Consider the following 23734-nt stretch of genomic DNA (forward strand, 5'->3'; position numbering starts at 1 on the left):
GGCGGCGCGCATGCCGGAGCGTGGCGTGGCATGCCCGGCCGCGGGCACGCCCGCTTGCGCCTGCGGGGGCGGCGCCACTCTGCGCACTTCGACCATGGCCGGGCCCGTGACGACGATTTCCGTGCGGGGCAGGTCGGCCGGCCACGGGTTTTCCCCGTCGACTGCCGGCGCCGGCGCCGGCCGCTCCGTGGCGGCCAGCGCGTAGTCGCTTTCCAGGTCATGCTCGCGCAAGGTGCGGGCCTGCTTCAGCAGCGGTAACGCAAGGCTCTTCTGGCCCAGCGTTTCCAGCACGACCGCCAGGTGTTCCCACGCCAGCGGCTGCAGCGGGTCGAGCTGGCAGGCCATCTTCAGCGCGGCCAATGCCTGGTGCCTGTCGCCGCGCAGGTACAGCGCATAGCCCACGTTCCCCAGCAGGAAAGCTTGCTCGGCCGCGGGCAGGGCCTTGTTCTCCATCAGCAGTGAGCGCCACACCGCGATCGCCCGGCTGTAATTGCCCTGCTCGGCCAGCAGAACGGCGATGCCGTTGCGCGCCCCCCGATGCCGGGGATCGAGCTGCAGCGCCAGCATGTAGGCACGCCGTGCCCGCGCCGGGTGCTGCGCGCCGTGCTCGACGCGGCCCTGGGCGTAGTAGCCATCGGCACTGCCGAAAGGTGCCGGGGGCGGCGGAGGCGGTGCCGTGATCGCGGCCGGCATGGCGAGCCGTGGCGGCGAGGCCGCGGGCGTGCCGGCCGGCGGCAAGCCGCCGCAGGCCAGCAGCAGGGACCCCAGGCAGGCGGCGCCGGCGACTCTTGCTGTCGTTTTCATGGTTTTCTCCTGGCACGTGGCAAACGTTGAATACATCGTTTCAGTTGGTACCGGCCATCATCGGCAGGACCTCGGACAGCTTCAGGGCGGCGGGCCCCACGAGCACCAGCAGCAGGGTGGGGAAGATGCAGAAGATCAGCGGGAACATCAGTTTCAGCGACACCTTGGCCGCTTCCTCCTCCGCCAGCAGGCTGCGCTTGGTGCGCAGGTTGTCGGAATGGACGCGCAGCGAATCGCCCATGCCCGTGCCGAAGCGTTCCGACTGGATCAGCATGGCCACCAGCGTGTCGACGTCGTCGACGCCGGTGCGCAGGGCGAAGTTGCGCAGCGCCTTTTCCTTCGTGAAGCCGGCCCGCATCTCGATCAGCACCAGTTGCAGTTCCTGGGCCAGCACGACGCTCTTGACGTGCACCTCGGCCGCCACTTTCGCCAGCGCCCGTTCCATCGACAGCCCCGCCTCGACGCACACCGTCAGCAGGTCCAGCGCGTCGGGCAGGTTCTCGAAGATGTCGCGCTGTCGCCGCGACGCGGTGCGACTGAGCACCAGGTTCGGCAGGTAATAGCCGATGGCGGCGCCCGTGAACAGCACGGCCAGGAAGCCGTTGCGCATGCCGCCGCCCTGCGCGCCCGCCATCACGATCGCCAGCGGTGCGGGGATGGCCAGGGACAGTACGGTCTTGGCCGCGAAATACAGGGTCGGGGCGGAAGCCTGGCGCCAGCCGGCGTTGATGAACCTGGTGCGCAGCGGCGAACGTTCCCAGCCCTCCTCCGGCAGGGACAGCTTGGTCAGGGGCTGGGCCACCCGTGCGACCTTTTCGACCCATTGGCTGCCTTCGCCGGGCAGGGGCTCCTCGGGCACCGCCCGAAAAGCCAGCAGCCGCTCGCGCAGTGCCGCCGGTGCGAACAGCGCCACGCCAGCCAGGGCGACGCCGGCAACGACGACGAAGACGACCAGCAGGAAAACCAGTTGGGAGGTAGTCATGTGCGGATCCTGATCACGGTGCGCATCCAGAAGACGCCGACAGCGGTGGCGCCGGCGGCAAACCACATCAGCCGGACGCCGGAAGGCGTCGTCCACAGCACGCTGATGTATTCGTAGTTGCTGACCGACATAATCGCCAGCATCAGTACCGGCAGCAGCCCGAGAATCCAGGCGGACATGCGGCCCTCGGCCGACAGCACCCGGATCTGCGCCAGCAGTTTCAGGCGGGCGCGCGTCAGCCGGGCGATATTGCCCAGCAGCTCGGCCAGGTTGCCGCCGGACTCGCGCTGGATCAGCACGGCCAGCACCAGGTAGCGCAGGTCGGTCAGCGGAATGCGCGTGGCCAGGTTGTGCAGCGCCTCGTTCATCGGCACGCCGTAGTTGATCTCCTCGTACGTCACCTTGAATTCGCCGCCGATGGGGTCGGGCAGTTCGTCGCCCACCATCTTCAGCACGTTGGCGAACGAATGCCCCGCGCGCAGCGCCCGCGCCAGGAAGTCGGCCGCCTCGGGCAACTGCTGCTCGGCCTTCTTCAGGCGTTCGCCGCGAGCCCGCAGCAGCACCAGGTAGGGCGAGGCGACAATGCCGGCGAACGCCAGGCAGGCCGGCAGCAGCGGCATCGCCAGGAGCGGCAGCACCAGGCAGGCAATGACCAGCGCCACCAGGGTGCTGCCGATGAAGCGTGCCACCAGCCAGCGCAGGCCGGACTGCTGCAACAGCCGGTCCAGCGCATCGAGCTGCGGAATCGCGCGCAGCCAGCGCTCCAGCAGCGGCGAGGCGGCGTAGCGGCGCTGCTTCAGGATGCTGATGCGCTCCGCTCCGTCGTTGCGGGAGGCCATCATGTCGAGGCGTCGGGCGATGCGGCGCGCGCCCTTGCCGTGGTTGGTGCTCCACCACAGCCACGCGCCCTCGACCATGAAGATCACGGCGGCGAACAGCAGCACGGCGAAGGCGGAAAAGACCATGTCCATGGCGTCGTCCTATTCGAACACGCGGTCCGGGTCGAACACGCTGTCCGGCACCGGCACGCCGAACATCTTCAGGCGCTCGGCGAAGCGGGGCCGCACGCCGGTGGCGAAGAAATGGCCCTGCACCTTGCCGTTGCCGTCGACACCGGTCTGCTCGAAGCGGAAGATCTCCTGCATGGCGATGACGTCGCCCTCCATCCCCGTCACTTCCTGCAGGCTGACCAGCTTGCGCGCGCCGTCGGTCAGGCGCGACACCTGCAGCACCACCGTGACGGCCGAGGCGATCTGCTGGCGCGTGGCGCGCGGGGTCAGGTTCACGCCGGACATGCCGACCATGTTTTCCAGCCGCGACAGCGCATCGCGCGGGGTGTTCGAGTGGATCGTGGCGAGCGAGCCTTCGTGGCCCGTGTTCATCGCCTGCAGCATGTCGACCGCCTCGGCGCCCCGCACCTCGCCCAGGATGATGCGGTCGGGCCGCATCCGCAGCGCATTGCGTACCAGCGCGCGCTGGTTGACCTCACCCTTGCCCTCGATATTGGGCGGGCGCGTTTCCAGCCGCACCACGTGGGGCTGGCGCATCTGCAGCTCGGCCGCATCCTCGATGGTGACGATGCGCTCGCTGGGCGGAATGAAGCCGGACAGTACATTGAGCATCGTCGTCTTGCCGCTGCCCGTGCCGCCGGAGATCAGGATATTGATCTTGGCGTGGCCCAGCGCCTGCAGCACCTGCATCATCGGCGGCGTCAGGCTCTTGTATTCGATCATGTTCGCCACCGTCAGCGGCTGGGCGGAGAAGCGCCGGATCGACAGGATCGGACCGTCCACCGCCAGCGGCGGGATGATGGCGTTGACGCGCGAGCCGTCCGGCAGCCGCGCATCGACCATCGGGCTCGATTCGTCGACGCGCCGGCCCACGCGCGAGACGATCTTCTCGATGATCTTCATCAGGTGGGCATTGTCGTGGAAGGTGATGTCGGTCAGCTCGAGCCGGCCGCTGCGCTCGACATACACCATCGCATGCGTGTTGACGAGGATGTCCGAGACGCCCGCATCGGCCAGCAGCGGTTCGAGCGGGCCGAAGCCCAGCATCTCGTGCTGGATGTCGAGCACGAGGTGATGGCGCTCGCTCTGGTTCAGGACGATGCGCTCGTCCTCGATAATGCGCTGCACCAGCAGGGCCAGTTCATGCTTGAACTGTTCCGGCGTCAGCCGCTTCAGGCGCTCCAGGTCGATGCGGTCCAGGATCAGCTGGTGCATCGTGCGCTTGAGCTCCTGGTACGCCACGTTCGATTGCCCGGGCAGCGTAATGGTGCCGCCACGGCCTTCCTCCGCCTGTGCCAGCCGTTCACGTAAGCTCATCGTGTGCTCCTTCAGAGTGTCAGGCGAAAGGTCAGAGTTCGGCGTCGCTTCGGCCGAACAGGCGGTCGAACAGGCCCTTGCTTTCCGAGACCCGGCGTTCCGTCACCAGTTCGACCAGGTCGGCCAGGCTGCGCGCCACCGGGCTGCTGCGCGACAGCTGCAGGGCCGGGATGCCCTGGTTGACCGAATCGGTGGCGGCCAGGTAGTCGTTCGGCACCGTGTGCACCACGTCGGCTCCCAGGGCATGCTCCAGGTCAGCCAGGCGCAGCTTGCCGCCCTTCTCGTAGCGGTTCACGATCAGGCGGGTGCGCTCGGGCGGGTAGCCCAGGGAGCGGAAGATGTCGAGCAGCCGGCGGCCGTCGCGGATGTCCGGCAGCGCCAGCTGCAGCACGGGGTAGATCGTGTCGGCGCTGTCGAGCGCGCGCAGCGACAGGGCGTCGATCTGGCGGCCCACGTCCAGCACGATGAAGTCGTAGTGCTGGCGCGCCACGCGCAGGATGGTGTCCATGTGCTCGGGCTTCATGTCGACCGTCTGGGCCGGGTCGTCGGCCGCGGCCAGCACGCCGAAGTTGGGCGAGACATGCACCAGGCACGATTCCAGGAAGGCCCCGTCCATGCGCCCGATCTGGCCGCAGATGTCCGACAGCGTCATCGTCGGCTTCTGGTCCGAGACGTACAGCGTGGCGTCGCCGAACTGGCCGTGCAGGTCGATCAGCAGCACCTTTTTCTCGGCCAGCGCGGCCAGCGCATAGCCGAAATTGGTGGCCAGGAAGGTCGCGCCGCTGCCGCCCTTGCAGGCGATGAAGGCCAACACCTTACCGTCGCGCATGCGCGTGATGCCCGCCTCGATCTCGATCCGGTCCATCGCCTCGTGGAAGGCGCGGTGCACCAGCGGCAGCTGCAGCACCTCGCGCATGCCGGCACGCATGGCGCGTATCAGGAGGTCCTGCTGCGCGTCACGCGTGAGCAGCATGAAGGAGGCGGTGGGGTACTGGCGGGCCAGCCGGTCGACCAGCTCCCACTCGCCCGGCTCGACGTCGCTGGCATCGAAGATCACCAGTTCGGGCGCATCGGCCAGCAGGCGGTCGGCCGCGTCGCGCAGGCCCTGGCGCGATGCCACCAGCTGCACGGCCGGCAGGCGCGCCGAGCCCTGCGCGGCGATCTCCGCGTGCAGCATGCTGTCTTTGCTGATTATCAGTGCTTTCATCATTTTTCCTTTTTGCGGTCAGGGACAGGCAATCTCGCCGGGCCCGAGGCCGAGCGATTCCGATTTGACGATGGTGGTGGACATGGGCACCGCCAGGTTGAGAGGCATGGGTACCAGGCCAGCCACGGTCTGGTATTTCAATGGCGCGCAGTTGGCGCTGCCGGCCGCGCAGATCCGCACGCGCACAGCGCGGATGCACGCCGCCCCATAGATATCGGCGGCGCAGTTGACGAGGTTCTGCTGGGGGCAGGCCGGCATCGGCGTGACGGGGCCCAGCACGCCCTCGCGCGTCATCGACAGGTAATCGATCTTCAAGGTGGCCGTGTTCAGCTCCGGCATCAACGGGATGCCGCCTTCGCTGGCGCGAAACAGGGCGGTTCGCTTCAGGCTGGCGATGGCGTCGGCGGCGCGCCAGTCCGTCACCGCGGCAGCGCGCGCGGCCCGCGCCGTGACGACCTGCGCGGTATTGAGCACGAACAGGAAGCGGGCCACTTCCATCGTCATGAACACAGCGGCCAGGAACCAGCCCAGCACCAGTGCCATCTCGACCGTGACGAGGCCGTGCTGCCGGCGGCCGGGTGCGCGCCGCCACTGCCTGCGCGCTTCAATCGGCGGCATAGGGCACCCTGCCGACGGCATCGATGATGAGCCCATGCTTCACGCCGGCCATTACCGGTACGGAGTGGCCGAACAGGGGATCGAGGTAGATGATCTGCGCGCGGACGATGATCTGCTGGGGCATCACCGTCGTGCAGGTACCTGCGTCGCACGAGGCCGCGATATCATCCGCGGCAGGCACCGATTCCAGGCCGGCGTCGGCCGCCACCTCCAGGAAAATGCGCCGCGCCACCGCGGGGATCGCCGTTCTTGCGCTATCGTTGCGGAACACGTCTTCCGGCATGGCCGCGACGATCCGCGCGGCCTGGTAGGCCGCCTTGTGCAGGACGGTGGCATGCCAGATCCCACGGGCCAGGAAGGAGACGCCGAGCACGGCGATCGTCGTGAAGATCAGTACCAGGGAAAACTCGATCAGGGCGATGCCGCGCTGTGGCGCCGGGGCTTTCATCGCACGAGCTCCACGGACGTCGACAGCGATTCCTCGGCGAGGATGCCGGCGAATTCACCCGGCACTTCCGTCGCCGTGGCGGGCGCCGTCAGGAAGAACTGCGCAATGGCGAGCATCCTGGCCGTCGGCGCGGTCGGCTTGGAACAGTCCAGCAACGGAATGGCGAGCAGGCGCCGGTTGGCGCGGCCGGACTTCGGCGGCGGCTGCATGTTGATCAGATAGGGCGTCTGGGTGGCGGTATTCTGGTACGAGAAGCCCGCCACCGTCATGCCGGGATACAGCAGCGTGATCTTGCTGCTGTTGATGGCGGTACCGTCCTGCGCCCTGGCCGGTCCGTACGCCCACAGGGGGCCGTAGTCGACCCACGGCGCTTCCGGCAGGGGCACCGGGCCGTCCGCGATGGTCTGCAGCGGCCCGCCGCTGGGCATCTGTTGGCGCATGGCGCTGCTGCGCGTCTGCGTGCCCGCGGGCGAGGCCGATGTCTTCATCCAGGTCGCGCCGGCACCGCCAAAGGAGCGTACATTCGTATCCGGTGGCGCCATGTAGTCCGTGCAGGGCGGATTGCCGCCGTCGGTGCCGAAACGGGAGTTGAGCTGCTGCCACAGATTGAACTGGGTCGTTTCCTTCACGCGCAAGGCGCCGGTGCCGATCCGGCCATAGGCCAGGGTGCCGGAACACATGAATGGGGCAACGGTCGCATCGTCGAGCATGCCGCCCTCCGTGCCGGGCGCGCGTATCGGATCGACCAGGAAATACCTGCCGGTGGTGCCGGCCGGGTTCAGGTCCAGCAGGTTGTAGGCGACGCCGTAGCGGAAGCCATGCCGGGTCAATTCCCGCAGCGGCGGCGTTCCTGCATTCTGGCGCACGGCGGAGCCAGCCGTCTGCAGCGCGCAGATCGCCAGCGGTGTCACTTGCAGCTTGCGCTTGCCGGCGATCGCCACGGCGCCCATGTTGACGCCCGTCTTCGATACCCCCAGCATCCCGATCAGGATGGGTTTCATCGGCGGAATGCCACTCAGCAGGCGGGTGTCGATGCGGGCGAAGCGCACGCCGCTGACATCTTCCGCGTTGCCGAAGGCACGCCAGTCGCTGGGGGCCGCGTTCGATTCGCGTGCGAACGTCAGCGCGGCGGCATTCCATTCCAGCCGGTCCGTCATGTATGGCCAGAACGCCGTATCCGTGACGAGGATCCTGGCATTCCGGATGGCGTTGCTCATGCCCGCATTGGTCCCGTTCAGGGGCCCGGCGGCCGCGATGGCAATGCTGTCGGCCAGCTGCTGCACCTGCACCGAGCGCAGGTAATAGAGGCTGCAGTCCAGTACCAGGGCGATCAGACCGAGCAGCATCGGCAGCAGCATCGCATAGGCGATCAGGAGGGCACCCCGCTGGCGCTTGCCTGGGGTTTTCATTTTGCACCGCTGACGCCGATGGTGAACACGCTGGCCGGCGCCGGCGGCTCGGTGAACGATTTGCGGTAGCGTTCCTGCGCCGCCGCCGCGCTGGCACCGTCGATGCCGTTGACGGCGCGGTTGGCGCGGCCGGCATCGGGATACATCACCTGCTGCGCAAACGCGGTGCGGGTGGCGTCGCCGAAGCGGCTGTCCCACTGCGGGGTGGTGCTGCCGCAACCGGCGCAGCAGGCCAGCAGCATGGCCAGGCATGTGAAGTGCTTCATGACGACTCCTTACTTCAGCTGAAAACCTGATACATGCGCTGATCCATGCGCCGATACCTGCGCGGGACCCTGGGCGGATGCCGGGGCCGCCGTCGGCGCGGCAGAGGATGGCGGCGTGGGCGTGGCCTCGAGCATGCCGCCCAACATCAGCTCGGCCCGGCTGGGCGGCTGCAGGGCATCGGTCGGCAAGGCATAGCCGGGCTTCAATGGCTTGACCAGGCGGGGGGTCACGATGAACAGCAGCTCCGTGCGTTCGCGCTGGAAATCCGTGCTGCGGAACAGCGCCCCCAGCACGGGCAACTCGCCCAGCACCGGCAATGCGTTCACGTTACCGACCTGGTTATCCCGGATCAGGCCGCCGATGGCGAAGCTCTGGCCGTCGTGCAGCTGGACGGTCGTGGTGGCCCGCCGGGTGGTGATCAGGGGCATGATGGCGCGCCCGCTGACACCGCCGGAGCTGATGCCGATGCCGTCACGCGCCAGCTCCGACACTTCCGGCGCCACCTTCAGGTGGATGCGCCCGCCCGCCAGCACGGTGGGCGTGAAGCGCAGGCCGACGCCGAATTCCTTTTCTTCCAGCTGGACGCGGTTGTTGTCCTGGGCGACGGGGATGAAGATCTTGCCGCCGGCCAGGAAGCTGCCTTCCTGGCCGCTGATGGCCATCACGGTGGGCTCGGCGAGGATACGTACCAGGCCGTCCTGGCGTTCGCCGGCCATTTCGACAATACTGCTGCCCTTGAGGATGGCCAGGCTGCCCTTGGCCGTACCGCTGAGGAAATTGCTGGCCAGGGCGGCGGCCCACTCGCCCGTGCGCCGCATCGACGTTGCCACTTCCAGCCGGTCCAGCAGGGTCTTCGACACCTCGGCGATCTGCACTTCCAGCATCACCTGCTGCGGTGCGCTGACCCCGAGCATATTGACGATGCGGGGCCCCGCGCCCGCTTCGCCGGCCGGCTCGGCGCCCTCGCCCTTCGGCTGGGCCAGCGCCTTGGCCGGGCGGCGCACGAAGGCCTGCGCCAGTTCCAGCACCCGCGCCAGCACGGTGGCGTCGGCAACCGTGCCGGACAGCACCAGCGCGTCGGCCGCGGCGCTGACACGAATCTCCTTTTCTTCCGGCAGCAGCGCGGCCAGTGCCGCCTGCAGGCCCGACACGTCCATGCCCACGACGATATCGATGACGCTGCAGGCACCGCTGCGGCCCTGCACGATCAGGTTGGTGCTGCCCACATCGACGCCGACCAGGTACAAGGTCTCCGGCGACACCAGCATGGCCTGCAGCACGGCGGGATTGCCGACGCTGCGGCCCTGTACGGGTTCAAGCAGCCGCATCAGCGTGGACTTGCCCAGCTGGAGCGACATGCGCGCCGGCGCCGCCGGCGCACCCGAGCAGCGGGGCCCGTCGACGCGGGCCGCGGCCCTGGCCGGAACGGTGGCGGCCGGAACGGCGCCCGCCTCGGGCGCGGCCGGTGGCGCCTTGGCTGGCTCGGCCGCCCCGGCACAAACCGGTAAGGGCAAGGCCAGCGCCGCCAGCGCGGCGATGGTGCAGGCAAAAGGTGGTTTCATGGCTGTCCTCACGGGCAAGTCTTTACAGGCATTCCTGGCGGCTGCGCAGGCCATCGATGGCACCGATGCAATGGCGCGGCGCTTCGCGGCGCGCGACCTGCCGCACGACGGTGCGCTGCACGGCCGGCGCCGCGACGGGCTCGGGTGCCGGCGCTGCGATGCCGAGCAGGCTGTTCTTGGTGGCGCCGGCCGTCGTGGCCGGTTCGGGATCGATCTGGTTGCGCAGCACCAGGGACAGGCTGCCGACGCTGCGTGCCAGGTCGAGTTTTTCGGCCTGCTCGGGCGCCACTTCCAGGGTGACGGCGTTGACGACGCGCGGCTTGGTGTCGTCGCGGCTCACTTCCTGGGCCACGGCCAGCACGAGGATGCGCTCCAGCACGATCTTCGAGATCGCCTGTTCGCCCTGCGGCAGGCCGTTGCTGCCGGACTGCGTACTGACGAGGATGTCAACGAAATTGCCGGGCAGCGCGAAGCCGGCCACGCCGACGACGTCGTTGACGCGCACCGTGATGGCACGCTTGCCTTCGGCGATCAGGGCCGACAGGCCGCCCAGGGTGCCGGCCGGGGCCAGCTTGGCCTCGGTCAGCGGTTCGCCCCGCAGCACGCTGGACTTGAGCACCCTGCCGGAGAGTGCAAGCGGATCGCGCAGGGCACCGGCCGGCAGGCTGTCGGCCGGCCAGTCCGCCACCTTCAGCATTTCCGGGACCAGGCGCTGGCCCAGGTTGACGTCGGCCGTGGCGACCACCACGCGCACGCCCTTGACCTGACTCTGGCGCAGCAGGAAGTGCGAGGCCATCGCCACCGCCCCCAGGCCGAGCACGATCGCCAGGGCCATCATCGTGAATGCGCGACGGTTCTTCATGCGATCCTCTCGAGCAGGGTGGCGTCCGGCTGCGACAGCTGCGGCACGGCGTCGGCGAACATGCTGGACCAGGCCTGGTCGAGGGCAGCCACCGTCAGGACAGGGGCGTGGCCGCCGAACGCGGCGAATTCACGGATGCGGCCCAGGATTTCACGGGGAAAGCCGGCCAGCAGCGCCTGGCCGCTGCCCCGGTGCAGCTCGCCGATCAGGTAGGCCAGCGCGCCGTCGTCCGGCTGCAGCCCGAAGCTGCGGCACTGCTGGCGGAACAAGGTGCGGTAGGATGCTTCGCCGATCGGTCCCACGTGCACCTTGTAGCCGATGCGGCGCAGCGAGGAAGGGTCGAGCACGGCGTGTGGGGCCTGGTTGGTGACGAAGACCATCATCGTGTCGAACGGCACGACGAATTTATGGCCACCCTGCAGCGCCAGCTGGTCGGCACCCGTATCGAGCGCCTGCGTGAAGCGGCCCAGCAGTTCGGCGGCGGGCAGGCGCTGGCGGCCCAGGTCGTCGATGATCAGCAGGCCCCCGGCCGCCTTCACATGGGCCGGGGCGTGGTAGCTGCCGCTGAAGGCATCGTGCCGCAGGTCGAGCAGCTCCGGCCCCAGTTCCGCGCCCAGGTGCAGCACGGGCCGGCGGCATTGCGCCCAGCGCGTATCGGTACTGCGCCGGTCGGCCGCCGCACGGGACGGCTGGACGGCGCCCTGGTGGACCGAGGCATCATGGACCTGGATGATTTCATGACCCACCACGACGGCATACGGCACGGCGACGGTGCCGGCCAGCAGGTGCCCGAGGCGGCGTGCCAGCGACGTCTTGCCGCTGCCGGGCGGCCCGTATAACAGCAGTGAGCGGTGCGCGTGCAGGGCGGCGCCGGCCAACTGGCGCACGGCCGGCGGCAGGCAGTCGTCGGCGAACTCGGCGGCCACGTCGGCGGCCGTCACGGATGGCAGCGACGCCGACTGGCGCTGCAGCATGGCGCGGTAGGTTTCCAGCGGCACGGGCGCCGGGCCCGCATACGGGCTGCGCTCCAGCCACGCCGCGGCGCGCTGCCGGCCTGCCGACGTCAGCTGGTATTGCACGTCGATATCGGACTCGCCCCGCCACGCCACCTCGGCCAGCTGTTCGTGCACCATGAAGTCGAAGACTTCGCGCAGCACATTGATCGACAGGCGCAGCCGGGTCGTCAGCACGGGCAGGTGGGTGCGCCCGGAACCGAACAGGGCCTTGCTGGCCAGCTCGACCAGCAAGGACAGCTCGAGGCCCGTTTCGCGCACGGTTTTCGGTTGGGCCGGCAGCAGCGGCGTTTCGTCGTCGCGCCCGCTTGCGTCTGGCACAACACTGGAATAAGTCAAGGGGTCCATGCCGTATCTCCTGTTGAGGAAAACGATTCTAGCGGTGTGTTTCCAGCAGGATATTGACGTGCGGCAAAGGCGGCGGTGCTGTACTCACAGCACAACAAAGGCCGTGCCGAGGGCGATCGCGACGCCATAGGGAATGCCGCCGGCGCTGGCGTCGCGCGTGATCGTGACCGGTGCGGTGTGCCGCAGCGCAGCCAGGCCGAGTGCGCGCAAGTTGCGCCACAGTACGGTCCAGCGCCCATTGAGGATGACCATGCCCAGGCCCAGCACGCCGCCGGCCAGGCAGGCGACTAGGGCAATATGGACGGCCATGGCGGGGCCGACAAAGGCGCCCGTCATCGCCATCAGCTTGACGTCGCCGGCGGCCATGCCGCGCAGCAGGTAAAGGGGGAGGAACAGGAAGAAGCCGCTTGCCATGCCGGCCAGCCATGTGCCCGCCAGGGCCATCGGCGGCCCGACGCGCCAGTGCAGCAGGGCAGCAATGACGAGCCCGGCCAGCACGAGGACATTCGGGATACGGCGAACGGCAAGATCGGTGACGGCTGCCTGCAGCACGAGCCACAGCAGCAGGATCTGGAGGGCCTGGTTCATGGGAATTTTCGGAAATGGTCCACCGGCCCGGGGCCGGTGGACCGTGCTTCCTTACGGAGTCGCAGGGGTGGCGCCGGAGGTGATGCTTGCTGCAATGCTGGTGAACGCGCCCTTGATGGCCGTGCCCACGCTGGTGAATGCAGTACCGATGACGGCGGCAATCAGCGCCGCGATCAGGCCGTACTCGATCGCGGTAATACCCTCTTCATCCCGGGCAAAGTCCCGGGCCGCCGCAATTAATGCTTTCATGGAGTTCTCCTCGTCACAAACAATGGTTGAAATGACTCTGGCATGCCGTTTCGTTCGCCATTGGAGTCACTTTAAGTTTTATGCCACCCGGCAATATTGACTCTGCGCAATTTTCCGCATGACTGCGGTCGACCGCGATCAACCAGATTCCGACAGACAACGGTGCGGGCCTATGTCACACTAGGCCGAGATGACACGACAGGGCGGGCGCGCCCTTGGCGCCGCGCGCTGCGAGAGTGAGACAAAGAGTAGAATCGTGGCGTTTTTGAAGAATTTTCGCAAAGGAGAATTGCTCAGAATGCAAAAAACATTTATGCTGATCAGCTGTCCTTTGGAAAGGCCTCGTGCTTTGCGTCACTGTGTGCCTTGATTTTTCGGAAACACTTCGGCGACGCGCGTCTTGATACTTCAGAGAACGAGCATGGATTCCCTACTGAAACACATGGTCGATATGACCGGTCACCGCGATCACACGATGCTCGACATCTCCGTGATCTCGGCCGTGCAGGAACTGGCCGGCGCCACCCAGGCCCGCGTGCTGACCCTGGCCGCCGTGCGCGACCAGCTGTTCGTGCGTGCCCGTGCCGTCGTCGTGGCGGGCCAGCCCGCGCGCATGGAGGACCATCCCGATCCGGCCAGTCCCGGCGACCCGATCAGCACCTACCCGGCGCTGGCCGCCTGCATCGCCCGCCATGAATCGTCGGCCGACCAGATGGACGCCGACGGCAAGCACACGCTGTGGCTGCCCATCTGGCTGGGCGACAAGGCCGATACCTGCCTGGAAATCGTCAATCCGACGCCGTACACGAGCGACACCATCCACGTCATCGGCGGCATCGTCAGCGTCTACCGCAACTTCCAGAACCTGCTCGACTACAGCGAACGCGATTCGCTGACGGGGCTGCTCAACCGCAAGACCTTCGACGACCAGCTGGCCAAGATGCTGCAGGCCAGCAGCGTGGAACAGGATTCGCTGTCGCTGCCGCCGGGCGAGCCGGAGCGGCGCCAGCATTCGGAAGAGGAAAAACAGTGGCTGGCCGTCGTCGACGTCGACCACTTCAAGCATGTCAACGACAAATTCGGCCACCTGTACGGCGACGAAGTGCTGATCCTGATCGCCAACCTGCTGACGTCGTCATTCCGGGCCCAGGACCGCGTGTTCCGCTTCGGCGGCGAGGAATTCGTCGTGCTGCTGCGTTCGACGACCCTGGACAATGCGAAAAAAATCATCGACCGCTTCCGCATGAACGTCGAGCAGCACGACTTCCCCCAGGTGGGCAAGGTCACCGTCAGCGTCGGCTTCGTCAGCATCAGCCTGTTCGAAGCGCCCGTCATCATCCTGGGACGCGCCGACCAGGCCCTCTACTACGCCAAGAGCCACGGCCGCAACATGGCCTGCCACTATGACGAACTGGTCAGTGGCGGCCTGCTGCAGACGGTGGAATCGAACGATACGGCGGAATTCTTCTGACGCGCCGGGCGGTCCCGCCCGGCGACACTCCGTTACAGCACCAGGAAGCGCATCGGATCGACGTTCCAGCGCAGGGGGTCTTCGTGCCCGACGATCTTGTCGGCGCCGCCGAAGCCCAGGCCGCGCGCCAGGTCGACCATTTCCGGCTTGATATACACATTCGTGCGCGTGCTGAAGAACACGTTCACCTTGGGCGACAGCAGGTTGCTCTCGTGCGGCTCGACCACGACGCCGAGGCGGCCCGATTCCAGCAGCACCAGGGTCCCCACGGGATAGATGCCGACGCAGCGCATGAACTGCTGCACCAGTTGCGGATCGAAGTGGAACTTGCTCCACTCATACATCTTGCGCAGCGCCGCCGCCGCCGGCATGCCCTTGTGGTAGCAGCGGTCGGCCGTGATGGCGTCGTAGACGTCGACGATGGCGGCCATCTGCGCCAGCTCGCTGATGGCGTCGCCGGCCAGCTTGTCCGGGTAGCCCGTGCCGTCCCGCCGCTCGTGGTGGTGGCGCGTGATGTCGAGGGCGATCTGGCCCACTTCCGGCGACTGGCGCAGGATGTTGTAGCCGTCCTCCGGGTGCTTGCGGATGATGTCGAACTCCGCGTCCGTCAGCGGCCCCGGCTTGTTCAGGATGGCGTCCGGCACCAGGGCCTTGCCCGTGTCGTGCAGCAGTGCGCCCAGGCCCGCTTCGCGGATCAAATCGTCGTCCATGCCGCGCGAATGGCAGAAGGCCACCAGCAGCGCGCACACGCTGACCGAGTGCAGGAAGGTGTAGTCGTCCTTGGTCTTGATGCGCAGCAGGCCCAGCAACGCGCCCGGATTGCGCAGGATCGATTCCGTGATGTTCTGCACCACGGGCTGGACGCCGCCGATCTCGATGGCCTTGCCGAGCCGGGCGTCGGCCATGACGTTGCGCACCAGCCCGGCTGCCTGGTTGCGGATGCGCACGGCCTGCTGCATTTCCTGGCCCAGCGCCGTCTTCAAGGGCCGCGCCGGCGCCGTGGCGATGTGCACCACCTCCTTTTCCAGCGCCGCCTGGGCCTCGCGCAACGTGGGCGCGTCCGCCACGTCGAGCCCGCGCGCGGCATCGATGACGACCTCGCGGATGCCGGCGCCGACGATCTTGCGGATTTCCGCGTCCGAAACGATCTCGAACCGGTTGCGGACGAACGGGTGCGCCATCCAGTCGCAACTGAGATCGTGGATATACATGCCTACCTTTAATTGGGAGGCGTCGACTTTCTTTAACATGGAAACCTGCGAGGTTTTAGTAACCGTTAAGCGCTCACGCTACAATAACAGTATAACCAAACAGTTTCCATACGGGACTAATCGTAAGTTAAAAGCATCGAATAATTTATGGAACTGCGCCAACTTCGTTACTTTGTTGCTATTGTGGATCACGGCTCGCTGTCCCGCGCGGCCGTCGTCCTGCACGTGGCGCAACCGGCGCTGACCCAGCAACTACGCCAGCTGGAACAGGACCTGGGCGCGCAGCTGCTGCACCGCACTGCCCAGGGCGTGCACAGCACGGACGCGGGCAAGGTGTTCTATGAGCATGCGCAGGCGATCCTGAAGCAGGTCGCCGATGCCCGCTCGGCCGTGACGCAGTCGGCGCGCCCATCGGGCAGCGTCACCCTGGGCCTGCCGCACAGTATTTCCGGCGCACTGGCCCTGCCCCTGCTGACGGCGGCGCGCCAGCATTACCCCGATATCACCTTGCAGTTGACGGAGGAACTGACGGGCAACCTGGCCGAACAGCTGAAATCGGGCCGCGTCAACCTGGCCGTGCTGTTCGACGACGGCCAGCTGACCCCCTTCGCCACCACCGTGCTGGCTGAGGAATCGCTGTGCTTCATCTGCCGTGCCGACGCGCCGTGGTTCCCCGGCCGCGACGTCATCACCTTGCAGGAAGCGCTGCAGGCCACCTTGATCCTGCCCGGCCTGCAGCATGGCGTGCGTCCCCGCATCGAGGCCGTGGCGAAAGCCGCCGGCCTGGCCACGGGCGAAGTCATCGAAATCAATTCCATCGCCATCCTGAAGTCCGCCCTGATGGCCGGCATGGGCGCCACCATCCTGCCCGTTGCCCCCGTGCTGCCGGAAATCGACCGGGGTGCCATGCGTGCGCTGGCCATCCACGGCCCCGCCATCTCCCGCACCGTAGTGCTGTGCGCCTCGCGCACCCTGCCGCTGACGAATGCCGCGACCGCCATCAGCCGGCTGGCCGTCGACGTCGCAAGCGAACTGTGCAGCTCGGGCCAGTGGCCCGGCGCCACCCTGCGCTGACGAGGCCGTGTCCTGGCAGCAGCCGAGCCATCACTTTTTCTTATACCCCCATCGGCATCGCCTATTTCCGTATACGTCAACCAAGGCGTAGACTGACCGCTCCGAGCAGCCGTAAGAGCTGACCGAGCGCCGCCCACTGCGGCCACGTGGCCTGTACCGGCCCGCGCCCACCCGGCGCGCCTAGGTACGGGCGCAACCGAAATAAAGAATTTTGGAGACAAGCCATGCCCGATACCCCGGCAATGGGTTCCGCCGCGCCCCGCCGCGCCGGCGCACCCGCGCAGCCAGTCGCACTGAACAACGTCAGCCTCGACGACAAATACACTGCCACGTCCGGCAAGATCTTCCTCTCCGGTATCCAGGCGCTGGTGCGCCTGCCGCTGATGCAGCAGCAGCGCGATGCCCGTGCCGGCCTGAACACGGCAGGCTTCATTTCCGGCTATCGCGGCTCGCCCCTGGGCGGCCTGGACGAAACGCTGTGGAAGACGCAGAAGCACCTGGCCGCGCATAACGTCCAGTTCGTGCCGGGCGTGAACGAGGACCTGGCCGCCACCGCCGTCTGGGGCTCGCAGCAGGTCGACCTGATCGGCCCGTCCAAATACGATGGCGTGTTCGCCATGTGGTATGGCAAGGGCCCCGGCGTGGACCGCTGCGGCGACGTCTTCAAGCACATGAACCATGCCGGCACGGCGAAGAACGGCGGCGTGCTGCTGGTGGCCGGCGACGACCATGGCGCCTACTCCTCCACCCTGCCGCACCAGTCCGACCACATCTTCTCGGCCTGCATGATCCCTGTGCTCTACCCCTGCAATGTGCAGGAGTACCTGGACCTGGGCGTGCACGGCTGGGCCATGTCGCGCTTCTCCGGTTGCGCCGTCGCCTTCAAGGCGCTGGCCGACACGGTCGAATCGTCGGCTTCGGTCGACGCCGACCCGTTCCGCGTCGAGGTCAGGCTGCCGCAGGACTTCCATATGCCCGAAGGCGGCCTGAATGCCCGCCTGTCGTCGATCCCGCTGGGCCAGCAGGCGCGCAACCAGGAAGCGCTGATGCAGGACTACAAGATCTACGCGGCGCTGGCGTATGCGCGCGAGAACAAGCTCAATCACACCACCATCGACAACCCGAACGCCAAGCTGGGCATCATTGCCTCCGGCAAGTCCTACCTGGACGTGCTGGAAGCGCTGGAAGAACTGGGTATCGACGAAGCCATGGCCGCACAGGTGGGCCTGCGCCTGTTCAAGGTGTCGATGCCGTGGCCGCTGGAGCCGGACTCGGTGCGTGAATTCGCCCAGGGCCTGGACGAGATCCTGGTCGTGGAAGAGAAGCGCCAGTTCGTCGAATACCAGCTGAAGGAACAGCTGTACAACTGGCGCGACGATGTGCGCCCCCGCGTCATCGGCAAGTTCGACGACAAGGGCGAGTGGGTGGCACCGCGCGGCGAATGGCTGCTGCCGCCGAAGGCCGACTTCTCGGTCTCGCAGGTGGCGCGCGTGATCGCCTCGCGCGTGAAGCGCTATATCGACGACACCCATATCCAGGACCAGATCAAGGCCCGCCTGACCTTCCTCGATGCCAAGGACGCGGTGCTCAAGAAGGCCATCAGCACGCCGTTCCGCCCCGCGTTCTACTGCTCCGGCTGCCCGCACAATACGTCGACCAAGGTCCCGGACGGCAGCTTCGCGCTGGCCGGCATCGGCTGCCACGTGATGGCCACGTCGATCTACCCGGAGATGAACAAGCTGACCACCCACATGGGCGGCGAAGGCGCGCCGTGGATCGGCCAGGCCGCCTTCTCCACGGTGCCGCACGTGTTCCAGAACCTGGGCGACGGCACCTATTTCCACTCCGGCTACCTGGCCATCCGCGCCGCCGTCGCCGCCAAGGTTAACATCACCTACAAGATCCTGTACAACGACGCCGTCGCGATGACGGGCGGCCAGCCGGTGGACGGTACCGTCTCCGTGCCGATGATCGCCCAGCAGATGGCGGCCGAAGGCGTCAAGCGCATCGCCCTCGTGACGGAAGACCTGTCGCGCTACACGGACCGCTCGAACCTGCCGGCCATCGTCACCCTGCACGACCGCAAGGAGATGGACGCGATCCAGCGCGAGCTGCGCGAACTGCCCGGCTGCACGGTGCTGATCTACGACCAGACCTGCGCGGCCGAGAAGCGCCGGCGCCGCAAGAAGAACGAATTCCCTGACCCGGACAAGCGCATGGTCATCAACGAAGCCGTGTGCGAAGGCTGCGGCGACTGCGGCATCCAGTCCAACTGCGTGTCGATCCTGCCGAAGGAAACGGAGTTCGGCCGCAAGCGCACCATCGACCAGTCCAGCTGCAACAAGGACTATTCCTGCGTGAAGGGCTTCTGCCCCAGCTTCGTCACGGTCGAAGGCGGCACCCTGAAGAAATCGAAGACGGGCGTCAGCAAGGACAAGACGGCCGCCGACGGCTGGGCCGAACTGCCGCAACCGCGCCTGCCGGACTGCGAGCAGCCGTACAACATCCTCATCAACGGCATCGGCGGCACCGGCGTCATCACCGTCGGCGCCCTGATGGGCATGGCCGCGCACCTGGAAGGCAAGGGCGCGTCGGTGCTGGACATGACGGGCATGTCGCAGAAAAACGGCTCCGTCACGTCGCACGTGAAGATCGCCACCACGCCGGACCACCTGCGCGCCCAGCGCATCGCCACCGGCGAAGCGGACCTGGTGCTGGGCTGCGACATGCTGACCACGGGCGCGGCCGATGCCGTGTCCAAAATGCGTCCTGGCCGCACCCTGGCGGTCGTCAACCTGCACGAGCAGCCGCCCGGCACCTTCGCCCAGAACGCCGACTGGCAGTATCCGGTCGAGGAAGTGCGCGCGCTGATCGTCGAATCCGTGGGCGGCGCGGATGCCGCCGACTTCGTCGACGCCACCAAGCTGGCCACGGCGCTGATGGGCGACTCGATTGCCGCCAACCTGTTCATGCTCGGCTACGCGTGGCAGCGCGGCCGTATTCCGCTGTCCGAAGCGGCGCTGCTGCGCGCCATCGAGATGAACGGCGTGGCCGTCGAATCGAACAAGCGCAGCTTCCTGTGGGGCCGCCGCGCCGCCGTCGACCTGAAGGCCGTCGAGAAGACGGCCACGCCGACGCAAGCCATCGTCGTGCAGATGCCGCAAAGCCTCGATAGCGTCATCAAGAAGCGCATCGACTTCCTGACCGGCTACCAGAACGCCGCCTACGCCGCCCAATACGAGCAGCTGGTGTCGCAGGTGCGCGCGCGCGAAACGGCGCTGAGCCTGCCGAACAAGCTGTCGATGGCCGTGGCCAAGTCGCTGTTCAAGCTGATGGCCTACAAGGACGAATACGAAGTGGCGCGCCTGTACACGGACGGCCGCTTCGTCGAACAGCTGAAAAGCCAGTTCGAGGGCGACTTCAGCCTGAAATTCAACCTGGCGCCGCCGCTGTTCTCGAAGAAGGACGCCAAGGGCCACCTGGTGAAAGCCGAATACGGCTCGTGGATGTGGAAGGCCTTTGCCGTGCTGGCCAAGCTGAAAGGCCTGCGTGGCGGCACCTTCGACATCTTCGGCCGTACCGAGGAGCGCCGCATGGAGCGCGCCCTGATCGGCGAATACCGCCAGATCGTGGCCGAGCTGCTGGCCGGCGTCACGGCGGACAACTACGACCAGGCCGTGGCAATCGCCGCCCTGCCGGAGAAAATCCGCGGCTTCGGCCACGTCAAGGAAGCGGCCGTCGCCACCTACCACGCCGACAAGGTCCGCCTGCTGGCAGCCTTCGGCGGCGCCCGCCAGCACGCCGCATAAAACATTGCCGAGAAAATGGGGACAGACCCCATTTTCTCGGCAACATTGCTCCAAAAATGGGGTCTGTCCCCATTTTTGGAGCAACAAAATCGTGGTAGGTTTACGTTGACGTAAACGTCATATAATCGGATCAGCACGATCCGTCGATATTCCAGGGAATCCCATGAACGATCTGACCTCCGCCAAGACCCTTGCCGCCGATGCCGAACAGGACCGCCCGGCCAACAAGGTGCGCTTCGTTACCGCCGCGTCGCTGTTCGATGGCCACGATGCCTCGATCAACATCATGCGCCGCATCCTGCAGTCGAACGGCGTCGAGGTGGTCCACCTGGGCCACAACCGCTCGGTCGACGATGTCGTCACCGCCGCGCTGGCCGAGGATGTGCAGGGCATCGCCATCTCCAGCTACCAGGGCGGCCACGTCGAATACTTCAAGTACATGATCGACCTGCTGCGCCAGCGCGGTGGCGCCCACATCAAGGTGTTCGGCGGCGGCGGCGGCGTTATCGTGCCGTCCGAGATCGCCGAGCTGCACGACTACGGCGTCACCCGCATCTTCAGCCCGGAAGACGGTCAGCGCATGGGCCTGGTCGGCATGATCCGCTGGATGGTGCAGCAGTGCGACATCGACCTGACGCAGTATTCGCCGACGTCGCTGGCCCCGCTCAGGGAAGGCGACATCGCGCAGCGCCACCGGCCGCTGGCCCAGCTGATCACGGCTTTGGAAAACGACCGCGCCGCGCCCGAGCTGCGCAAGCAGCTGCTGGCCGCGGCGGCCGAGCTGTCCACGCCGGCGCTGGGCATCACGGGCACGGGCGGCGCCGGCAAGTCCTCGCTGACGGATGAACTGATCCGCCGCATCCGCCTGGACCAGAACGACGCCCTGAACATCGCCATCATCTCGATCGACCCGTCGCGCCGCAAATCCGGCGGCGCGCTGCTGGGCGACCGCATCCGCATGAACGCCATCGCACCGTGGGCGGGCCAGGCCCGCGTCTTCATGCGTTCGCTGGCCACGCGCGAGGCAGGGTCGGAGATTTCGCAGGCGCTGCCGGACGTGATCGCCGCGTGCAAGGTGGCCGGGTTCGATCTCGTCATCGTCGAGACCTCCGGCATCGGCCAGGGCGACGCCGCCATCGTGGCCCATGTGGACGTGTCGATGTACGTGATGACGCCCGAGTTCGGCGCCGCCTCGCAGCTGGAAAAAATCGACATGCTCGATTTCGCCGACTTCATCGCGATTAACAAATTCGACCGCAAGGGTGCCCAGGACGCGCTGCGCGACGTCGCCAAGCAGTACCAGCGCAACCGCGAACTGTGGAGCCAGAGCCCGGAGCAGATGCCCGTGTACGGCACGCAGGCCTCGCGCTTCAACGACGACGGCGTCACCGCCCTGTACCAGGGCCTGCTGCCGAAGCTGGCCGGGTTCGGCCTGGCCATCCAGCCAGGTAAACTCGCGCCCGTGAATGTGCGCTTCAGCTCCGGCAAGCATGTCATCGTGCCCCCGGCCCGCGCGCGCTACCTGGCCGAAATCGCCGACACCGTGCGCGGCTACCATAAGACCGTGCGCCGCCAGTCGACCCTGGCGCGCGAACGCCAGCAGCTGACGGAAGCCAAACGCATGCTGGCCGCCGCCGGCAAGAACGCCGACTTCGACGACGTCATCACCGCGCGCGACGAACTGCTGGACGCGAACACCAAGCACCTGCTGGGCAGCTGGCCACAGGTGCAGGCCGCGTATGCGGGCGACGAATTCGTCGTCAGGATCCGCGACAAGGAAATCCGCACGGGACTGGTCTACGAGACCCTGTCGGGCAACAAGATCAGGAAGGTGTCGCTGCCGAAGTACGAGGACCACGGCGAGCTGCTGCGCTGGCTGATGCTGGAGAACGTGCCCGGCTCGTTCCCGTTCACGGCCGGCGTATTCCCGTTCAAGCGCGAAGGCGAGGACCCCACCCGCATGTTCGCCGGCGAAGGCGATGCCTTCCGCACCAACCGCCGCTTCAAGCTGGTCTCCGAAGGCCTGGACGCGAAGCGCCTGTCGACGGCCTTCGACTCCGTCACCCTGTACGGCGCCGATCCCGCGCTGCGCCCGGACATCTACGGCAAGGTGGGCAACTCGGGCGTGTCGATTGCGACGCTGGACGACATGAAGGTGCTGTACGACGGCTTCGACCTGTGCAGCCCGACCACGTCCGTGTCGATGACGATCAACGGCCCGGCGCCGACGATCCTGGCCATGTTCATGAACACGGCCATCGACCAGCAGATGGCGAAGTTCGAGGCCGACAAGGGCCGCCAGCCGACGGACGAGGAAGCGGCGCAGATCCGCGCGTGGGTGCTGCAGAACGTGCGCGGTACCGTGCAGGCCGACATCCTGAAGGAAGACCAGGGCCAGAACACGTGCATCTTCAGCACCGAGTTCTCGCTGAAGGTGATGGGCGACATCCAGGAATACTTCGTGCGTCACCTGGTACGCAATTTCTACTCGGTGTCGATCTCGGGTTATCACATCGCCGAAGCGGGCGCCAACCCCATCTCGCAGCTGGCCTTCACCCTGTCGAACGGCTTCACCTTCGTCGAGGCCTACCTGGCGCGCGGCATGAACATCGACGACTTCGCGCCCAACCTGTCGTTCTTCTTCTCCAACGGCATGGACCCGGAATACACGGTGCTCGGCCGCGTGGCACGCCGGCTGTGGGCCGTGGCGATGCGCGACAAGTACGGCGCAAACGACCGCAGCCAGAAGCTGAAATACCATATCCAGACGTCGGGCCGCTCGCTGCACGCGCAGGAGATCGACTTCAACGACATCCGCACCACCTTGCAGGCGCTGATCGCCATCTACGACAACTGCAACTCGCTGCACACCAACGCCTACGACGAAGCCATCACGACGCCGACGGACGAATCGGTACGCCGCGCGCTGGCGATCCAGCTGATCATCAACCGCGAGTGGGGCCTGGCGAAGAACGAGAACCCCAGCCAGGGCTCCTTCATCATCGAGGAGCTGACGGACCTTGTGGAAGAAGCCGTGCTGCAGGAGTTCGAGCGCATCGCCGAACGGGGCGGCGTGCTGGGCGCGATGGAAACGGGCTACCAGCGCGGCAAGATCCAGGAAGAGTCGCTGCTGTACGAGCACAAGAAGCATGACGGCTCGCTGCCCATCATCGGTGTCAACACCTTCCGCAATCCGAAGGGGAGCGAGGCGCCGCAGACGATCGAACTGGCCCGCTCCACGGATGACGAAAAGCAGTCGCAGTTGCAGCGCCTGGACGACTTCCATGCCCGCAACGCGGCGCACAGCCCGGCCGCGCTGGCGGCCCTGCAGCAGGCCGCCATCGACAACGAAAACGTGTTCGAGAAGCTGATGGACGCCGTGCGGGTCTGCTCGCTGGGCCAGATCACGACGGCGCTGTTCGAAGTGGGGGGCCAGTACCGCCGCAATATGTAAACGTCAGCTTTGCCGGAAGGTTAGCTTTGTT

Annotated in this window: 19 protein-coding genes; 4 read left to right on the forward strand and 15 right to left on the reverse strand. The window is 66.8% G+C overall.

Going from position 1 to position 23734, the window contains the following annotated elements:
- From GM672_RS09705 to GM672_RS09770, 14 genes are all read right to left on the reverse strand, one after another.
- Positions 1–804, reverse strand: an 804-nt coding sequence (locus GM672_RS09705; protein WP_371867048.1) for a tetratricopeptide repeat protein, incomplete at its 3' end; no start/stop codon positions are given.
- 40 nt (positions 805–844) lie between these two features.
- On the reverse strand, positions 845–1786 hold the full coding sequence (locus GM672_RS09710; protein WP_155470328.1) for a type II secretion system F family protein: 942 nt from the start codon (positions 1784–1786) through the stop codon (positions 845–847).
- Positions 1783–2757 (reverse strand): type II secretion system F family protein, encoded by a 975-nt coding sequence (locus GM672_RS09715; protein WP_155470329.1) that lies wholly within the window; start codon positions 2755–2757, stop codon positions 1783–1785. Before GM672_RS09715 ends, GM672_RS09710 begins: the two co-directional genes overlap by 4 nt.
- Before the next feature lie 9 nt (positions 2758–2766).
- Complete coding sequence (locus GM672_RS09720; RefSeq protein WP_155470330.1) at positions 2767–4113, reverse strand: TadA family conjugal transfer-associated ATPase; 1347 nt, start codon at positions 4111–4113, stop codon at positions 2767–2769.
- 31 nt (positions 4114–4144) lie between these two features.
- Complete coding sequence (locus tag GM672_RS09725) at positions 4145–5320, reverse strand: CpaE/TadZ family protein (protein WP_155470331.1); 1176 nt, start codon at positions 5318–5320, stop codon at positions 4145–4147.
- Positions 5321–5338: 18 nt separating this feature from the next.
- The gene (locus GM672_RS09730; protein ID WP_155470332.1) at positions 5339–5938 is read right to left on the reverse strand and encodes a TadE family protein; all 600 of its coding nucleotides are present in this window, start codon (positions 5936–5938) and stop codon (positions 5339–5341) included.
- Positions 5925–6386, reverse strand: coding sequence for a hypothetical protein (locus GM672_RS09735; RefSeq protein ID WP_155470333.1), 462 nt, complete (start codon positions 6384–6386; stop codon positions 5925–5927). The genes GM672_RS09730 and GM672_RS09735 overlap by 14 nt, the downstream gene beginning before the upstream one ends.
- Positions 6383–7795, reverse strand: coding sequence for a TadE/TadG family type IV pilus assembly protein (locus GM672_RS09740; protein WP_155470334.1), 1413 nt, complete (start codon positions 7793–7795; stop codon positions 6383–6385). The genes GM672_RS09735 and GM672_RS09740 overlap by 4 nt, the downstream gene beginning before the upstream one ends.
- Positions 7792–8061 (reverse strand): hypothetical protein, encoded by a 270-nt coding sequence (locus GM672_RS09745; RefSeq protein WP_155470335.1) that lies wholly within the window; start codon positions 8059–8061, stop codon positions 7792–7794. The genes GM672_RS09740 and GM672_RS09745 overlap by 4 nt, the downstream gene beginning before the upstream one ends.
- A 9-nt stretch (positions 8062–8070) precedes the next feature.
- Complete coding sequence (locus GM672_RS09750) at positions 8071–9624, reverse strand: type II and III secretion system protein family protein (protein ID WP_155470336.1); 1554 nt, start codon at positions 9622–9624, stop codon at positions 8071–8073.
- Between the two features lie 22 nt (positions 9625–9646).
- The gene (gene cpaB, locus GM672_RS09755) at positions 9647–10486 is read right to left on the reverse strand and encodes a Flp pilus assembly protein CpaB (RefSeq protein ID WP_155470337.1); all 840 of its coding nucleotides are present in this window, start codon (positions 10484–10486) and stop codon (positions 9647–9649) included.
- The gene (locus GM672_RS09760; protein ID WP_155470338.1) at positions 10483–11847 is read right to left on the reverse strand and encodes an ATP-binding protein; all 1365 of its coding nucleotides are present in this window, start codon (positions 11845–11847) and stop codon (positions 10483–10485) included. The genes cpaB and GM672_RS09760 overlap by 4 nt, the downstream gene beginning before the upstream one ends.
- Before the next feature lie 84 nt (positions 11848–11931).
- On the reverse strand, positions 11932–12435 hold the full coding sequence (locus GM672_RS09765) for an A24 family peptidase (protein WP_155470339.1): 504 nt from the start codon (positions 12433–12435) through the stop codon (positions 11932–11934).
- Positions 12436–12486: 51 nt separating this feature from the next.
- Positions 12487–12684, reverse strand: a complete 198-nt coding sequence (locus GM672_RS09770; protein ID WP_155470340.1) for a Flp family type IVb pilin — start codon at positions 12682–12684, stop codon at positions 12487–12489.
- Between the two features lie 421 nt (positions 12685–13105).
- Between GM672_RS09770 and GM672_RS09775 the strand changes: the two genes are divergently transcribed.
- On the forward strand, positions 13106–14155 hold the full coding sequence (locus tag GM672_RS09775; protein ID WP_155470341.1) for a GGDEF domain-containing protein: 1050 nt from the start codon (positions 13106–13108) through the stop codon (positions 14153–14155).
- A 32-nt stretch (positions 14156–14187) separates the two neighbouring features.
- Here the strand turns inward: GM672_RS09775 and GM672_RS09780 are convergent, their stop codons facing one another.
- Entirely contained in the window at positions 14188–15405 is a 1218-nt protein-coding gene (locus GM672_RS09780) for an HD-GYP domain-containing protein (protein ID WP_155470342.1), read from the reverse strand.
- A 108-nt stretch (positions 15406–15513) separates the two neighbouring features.
- On the opposite strand from GM672_RS09780, the gene GM672_RS09785 reads away from it, so the two are divergent.
- From GM672_RS09785 to icmF, 3 genes are all read left to right on the forward strand, one after another.
- On the forward strand, positions 15514–16440 hold the full coding sequence (locus GM672_RS09785; protein WP_155470343.1) for a LysR substrate-binding domain-containing protein: 927 nt from the start codon (positions 15514–15516) through the stop codon (positions 16438–16440).
- A gap of 224 nt (positions 16441–16664) precedes the next feature.
- Positions 16665–20249 (forward strand): indolepyruvate ferredoxin oxidoreductase family protein, encoded by a 3585-nt coding sequence (locus GM672_RS09790; protein WP_155470344.1) that lies wholly within the window; start codon positions 16665–16667, stop codon positions 20247–20249.
- A gap of 163 nt (positions 20250–20412) precedes the next feature.
- Complete coding sequence (icmF, locus tag GM672_RS09795; protein ID WP_155470345.1) at positions 20413–23703, forward strand: fused isobutyryl-CoA mutase/GTPase IcmF; 3291 nt, start codon at positions 20413–20415, stop codon at positions 23701–23703.
- Positions 23704–23734: the final 31 nt, after the last annotated feature.

Origin of the sequence: Pseudoduganella buxea (assembly GCF_009720835.1) — a bacterium.
GTDB classification, from domain to species: domain Bacteria; phylum Pseudomonadota; class Gammaproteobacteria; order Burkholderiales; family Burkholderiaceae_D; genus Rugamonas; species Rugamonas buxea.

Bases quoted from the DNA above. Each gene is read 5' to 3' on its own strand.
- icmF (WP_155470345.1), top strand. From the start codon at position 20,413: ATGAACGATCTGACCTCCGCCAAGACCCTTGCCGCCGATGCCGAACAG.
- GM672_RS09760 (WP_155470338.1), bottom strand. From the start codon at position 11,847: ATGGACCCCTTGACTTATTCCAGTGTTGTGCCAGACGCAAGCGGGCGC.
- GM672_RS09765 (WP_155470339.1), bottom strand. From the start codon at position 12,435: ATGAACCAGGCCCTCCAGATCCTGCTGCTGTGGCTCGTGCTGCAGGCA.
- GM672_RS09725 (WP_155470331.1), bottom strand. From the start codon at position 5,320: ATGAAAGCACTGATAATCAGCAAAGACAGCATGCTGCACGCGGAGATC.
- cpaB (WP_155470337.1), bottom strand. From the start codon at position 10,486: ATGAAGAACCGTCGCGCATTCACGATGATGGCCCTGGCGATCGTGCTC.
- GM672_RS09790 (WP_155470344.1), top strand. From the start codon at position 16,665: ATGCCCGATACCCCGGCAATGGGTTCCGCCGCGCCCCGCCGCGCCGGC.
- GM672_RS09770 (WP_155470340.1), bottom strand. From the start codon at position 12,684: ATGAAAGCATTAATTGCGGCGGCCCGGGACTTTGCCCGGGATGAAGAG.
- GM672_RS09775 (WP_155470341.1), top strand. From the start codon at position 13,106: ATGGATTCCCTACTGAAACACATGGTCGATATGACCGGTCACCGCGAT.
- GM672_RS09710 (WP_155470328.1), bottom strand. From the start codon at position 1,786: ATGACTACCTCCCAACTGGTTTTCCTGCTGGTCGTCTTCGTCGTCGTT.
- GM672_RS09785 (WP_155470343.1), top strand. From the start codon at position 15,514: ATGGAACTGCGCCAACTTCGTTACTTTGTTGCTATTGTGGATCACGGC.
- GM672_RS09745 (WP_155470335.1), bottom strand. From the start codon at position 8,061: ATGAAGCACTTCACATGCCTGGCCATGCTGCTGGCCTGCTGCGCCGGT.
- GM672_RS09740 (WP_155470334.1), bottom strand. From the start codon at position 7,795: ATGAAAACCCCAGGCAAGCGCCAGCGGGGTGCCCTCCTGATCGCCTAT.
- GM672_RS09735 (WP_155470333.1), bottom strand. From the start codon at position 6,386: ATGAAAGCCCCGGCGCCACAGCGCGGCATCGCCCTGATCGAGTTTTCC.
- GM672_RS09720 (WP_155470330.1), bottom strand. From the start codon at position 4,113: ATGAGCTTACGTGAACGGCTGGCACAGGCGGAGGAAGGCCGTGGCGGC.
- GM672_RS09780 (WP_155470342.1), bottom strand. From the start codon at position 15,405: ATGTTAAAGAAAGTCGACGCCTCCCAATTAAAGGTAGGCATGTATATC.
- GM672_RS09715 (WP_155470329.1), bottom strand. From the start codon at position 2,757: ATGGACATGGTCTTTTCCGCCTTCGCCGTGCTGCTGTTCGCCGCCGTG.
- GM672_RS09730 (WP_155470332.1), bottom strand. From the start codon at position 5,938: ATGCCGCCGATTGAAGCGCGCAGGCAGTGGCGGCGCGCACCCGGCCGC.
- GM672_RS09750 (WP_155470336.1), bottom strand. From the start codon at position 9,624: ATGAAACCACCTTTTGCCTGCACCATCGCCGCGCTGGCGGCGCTGGCC.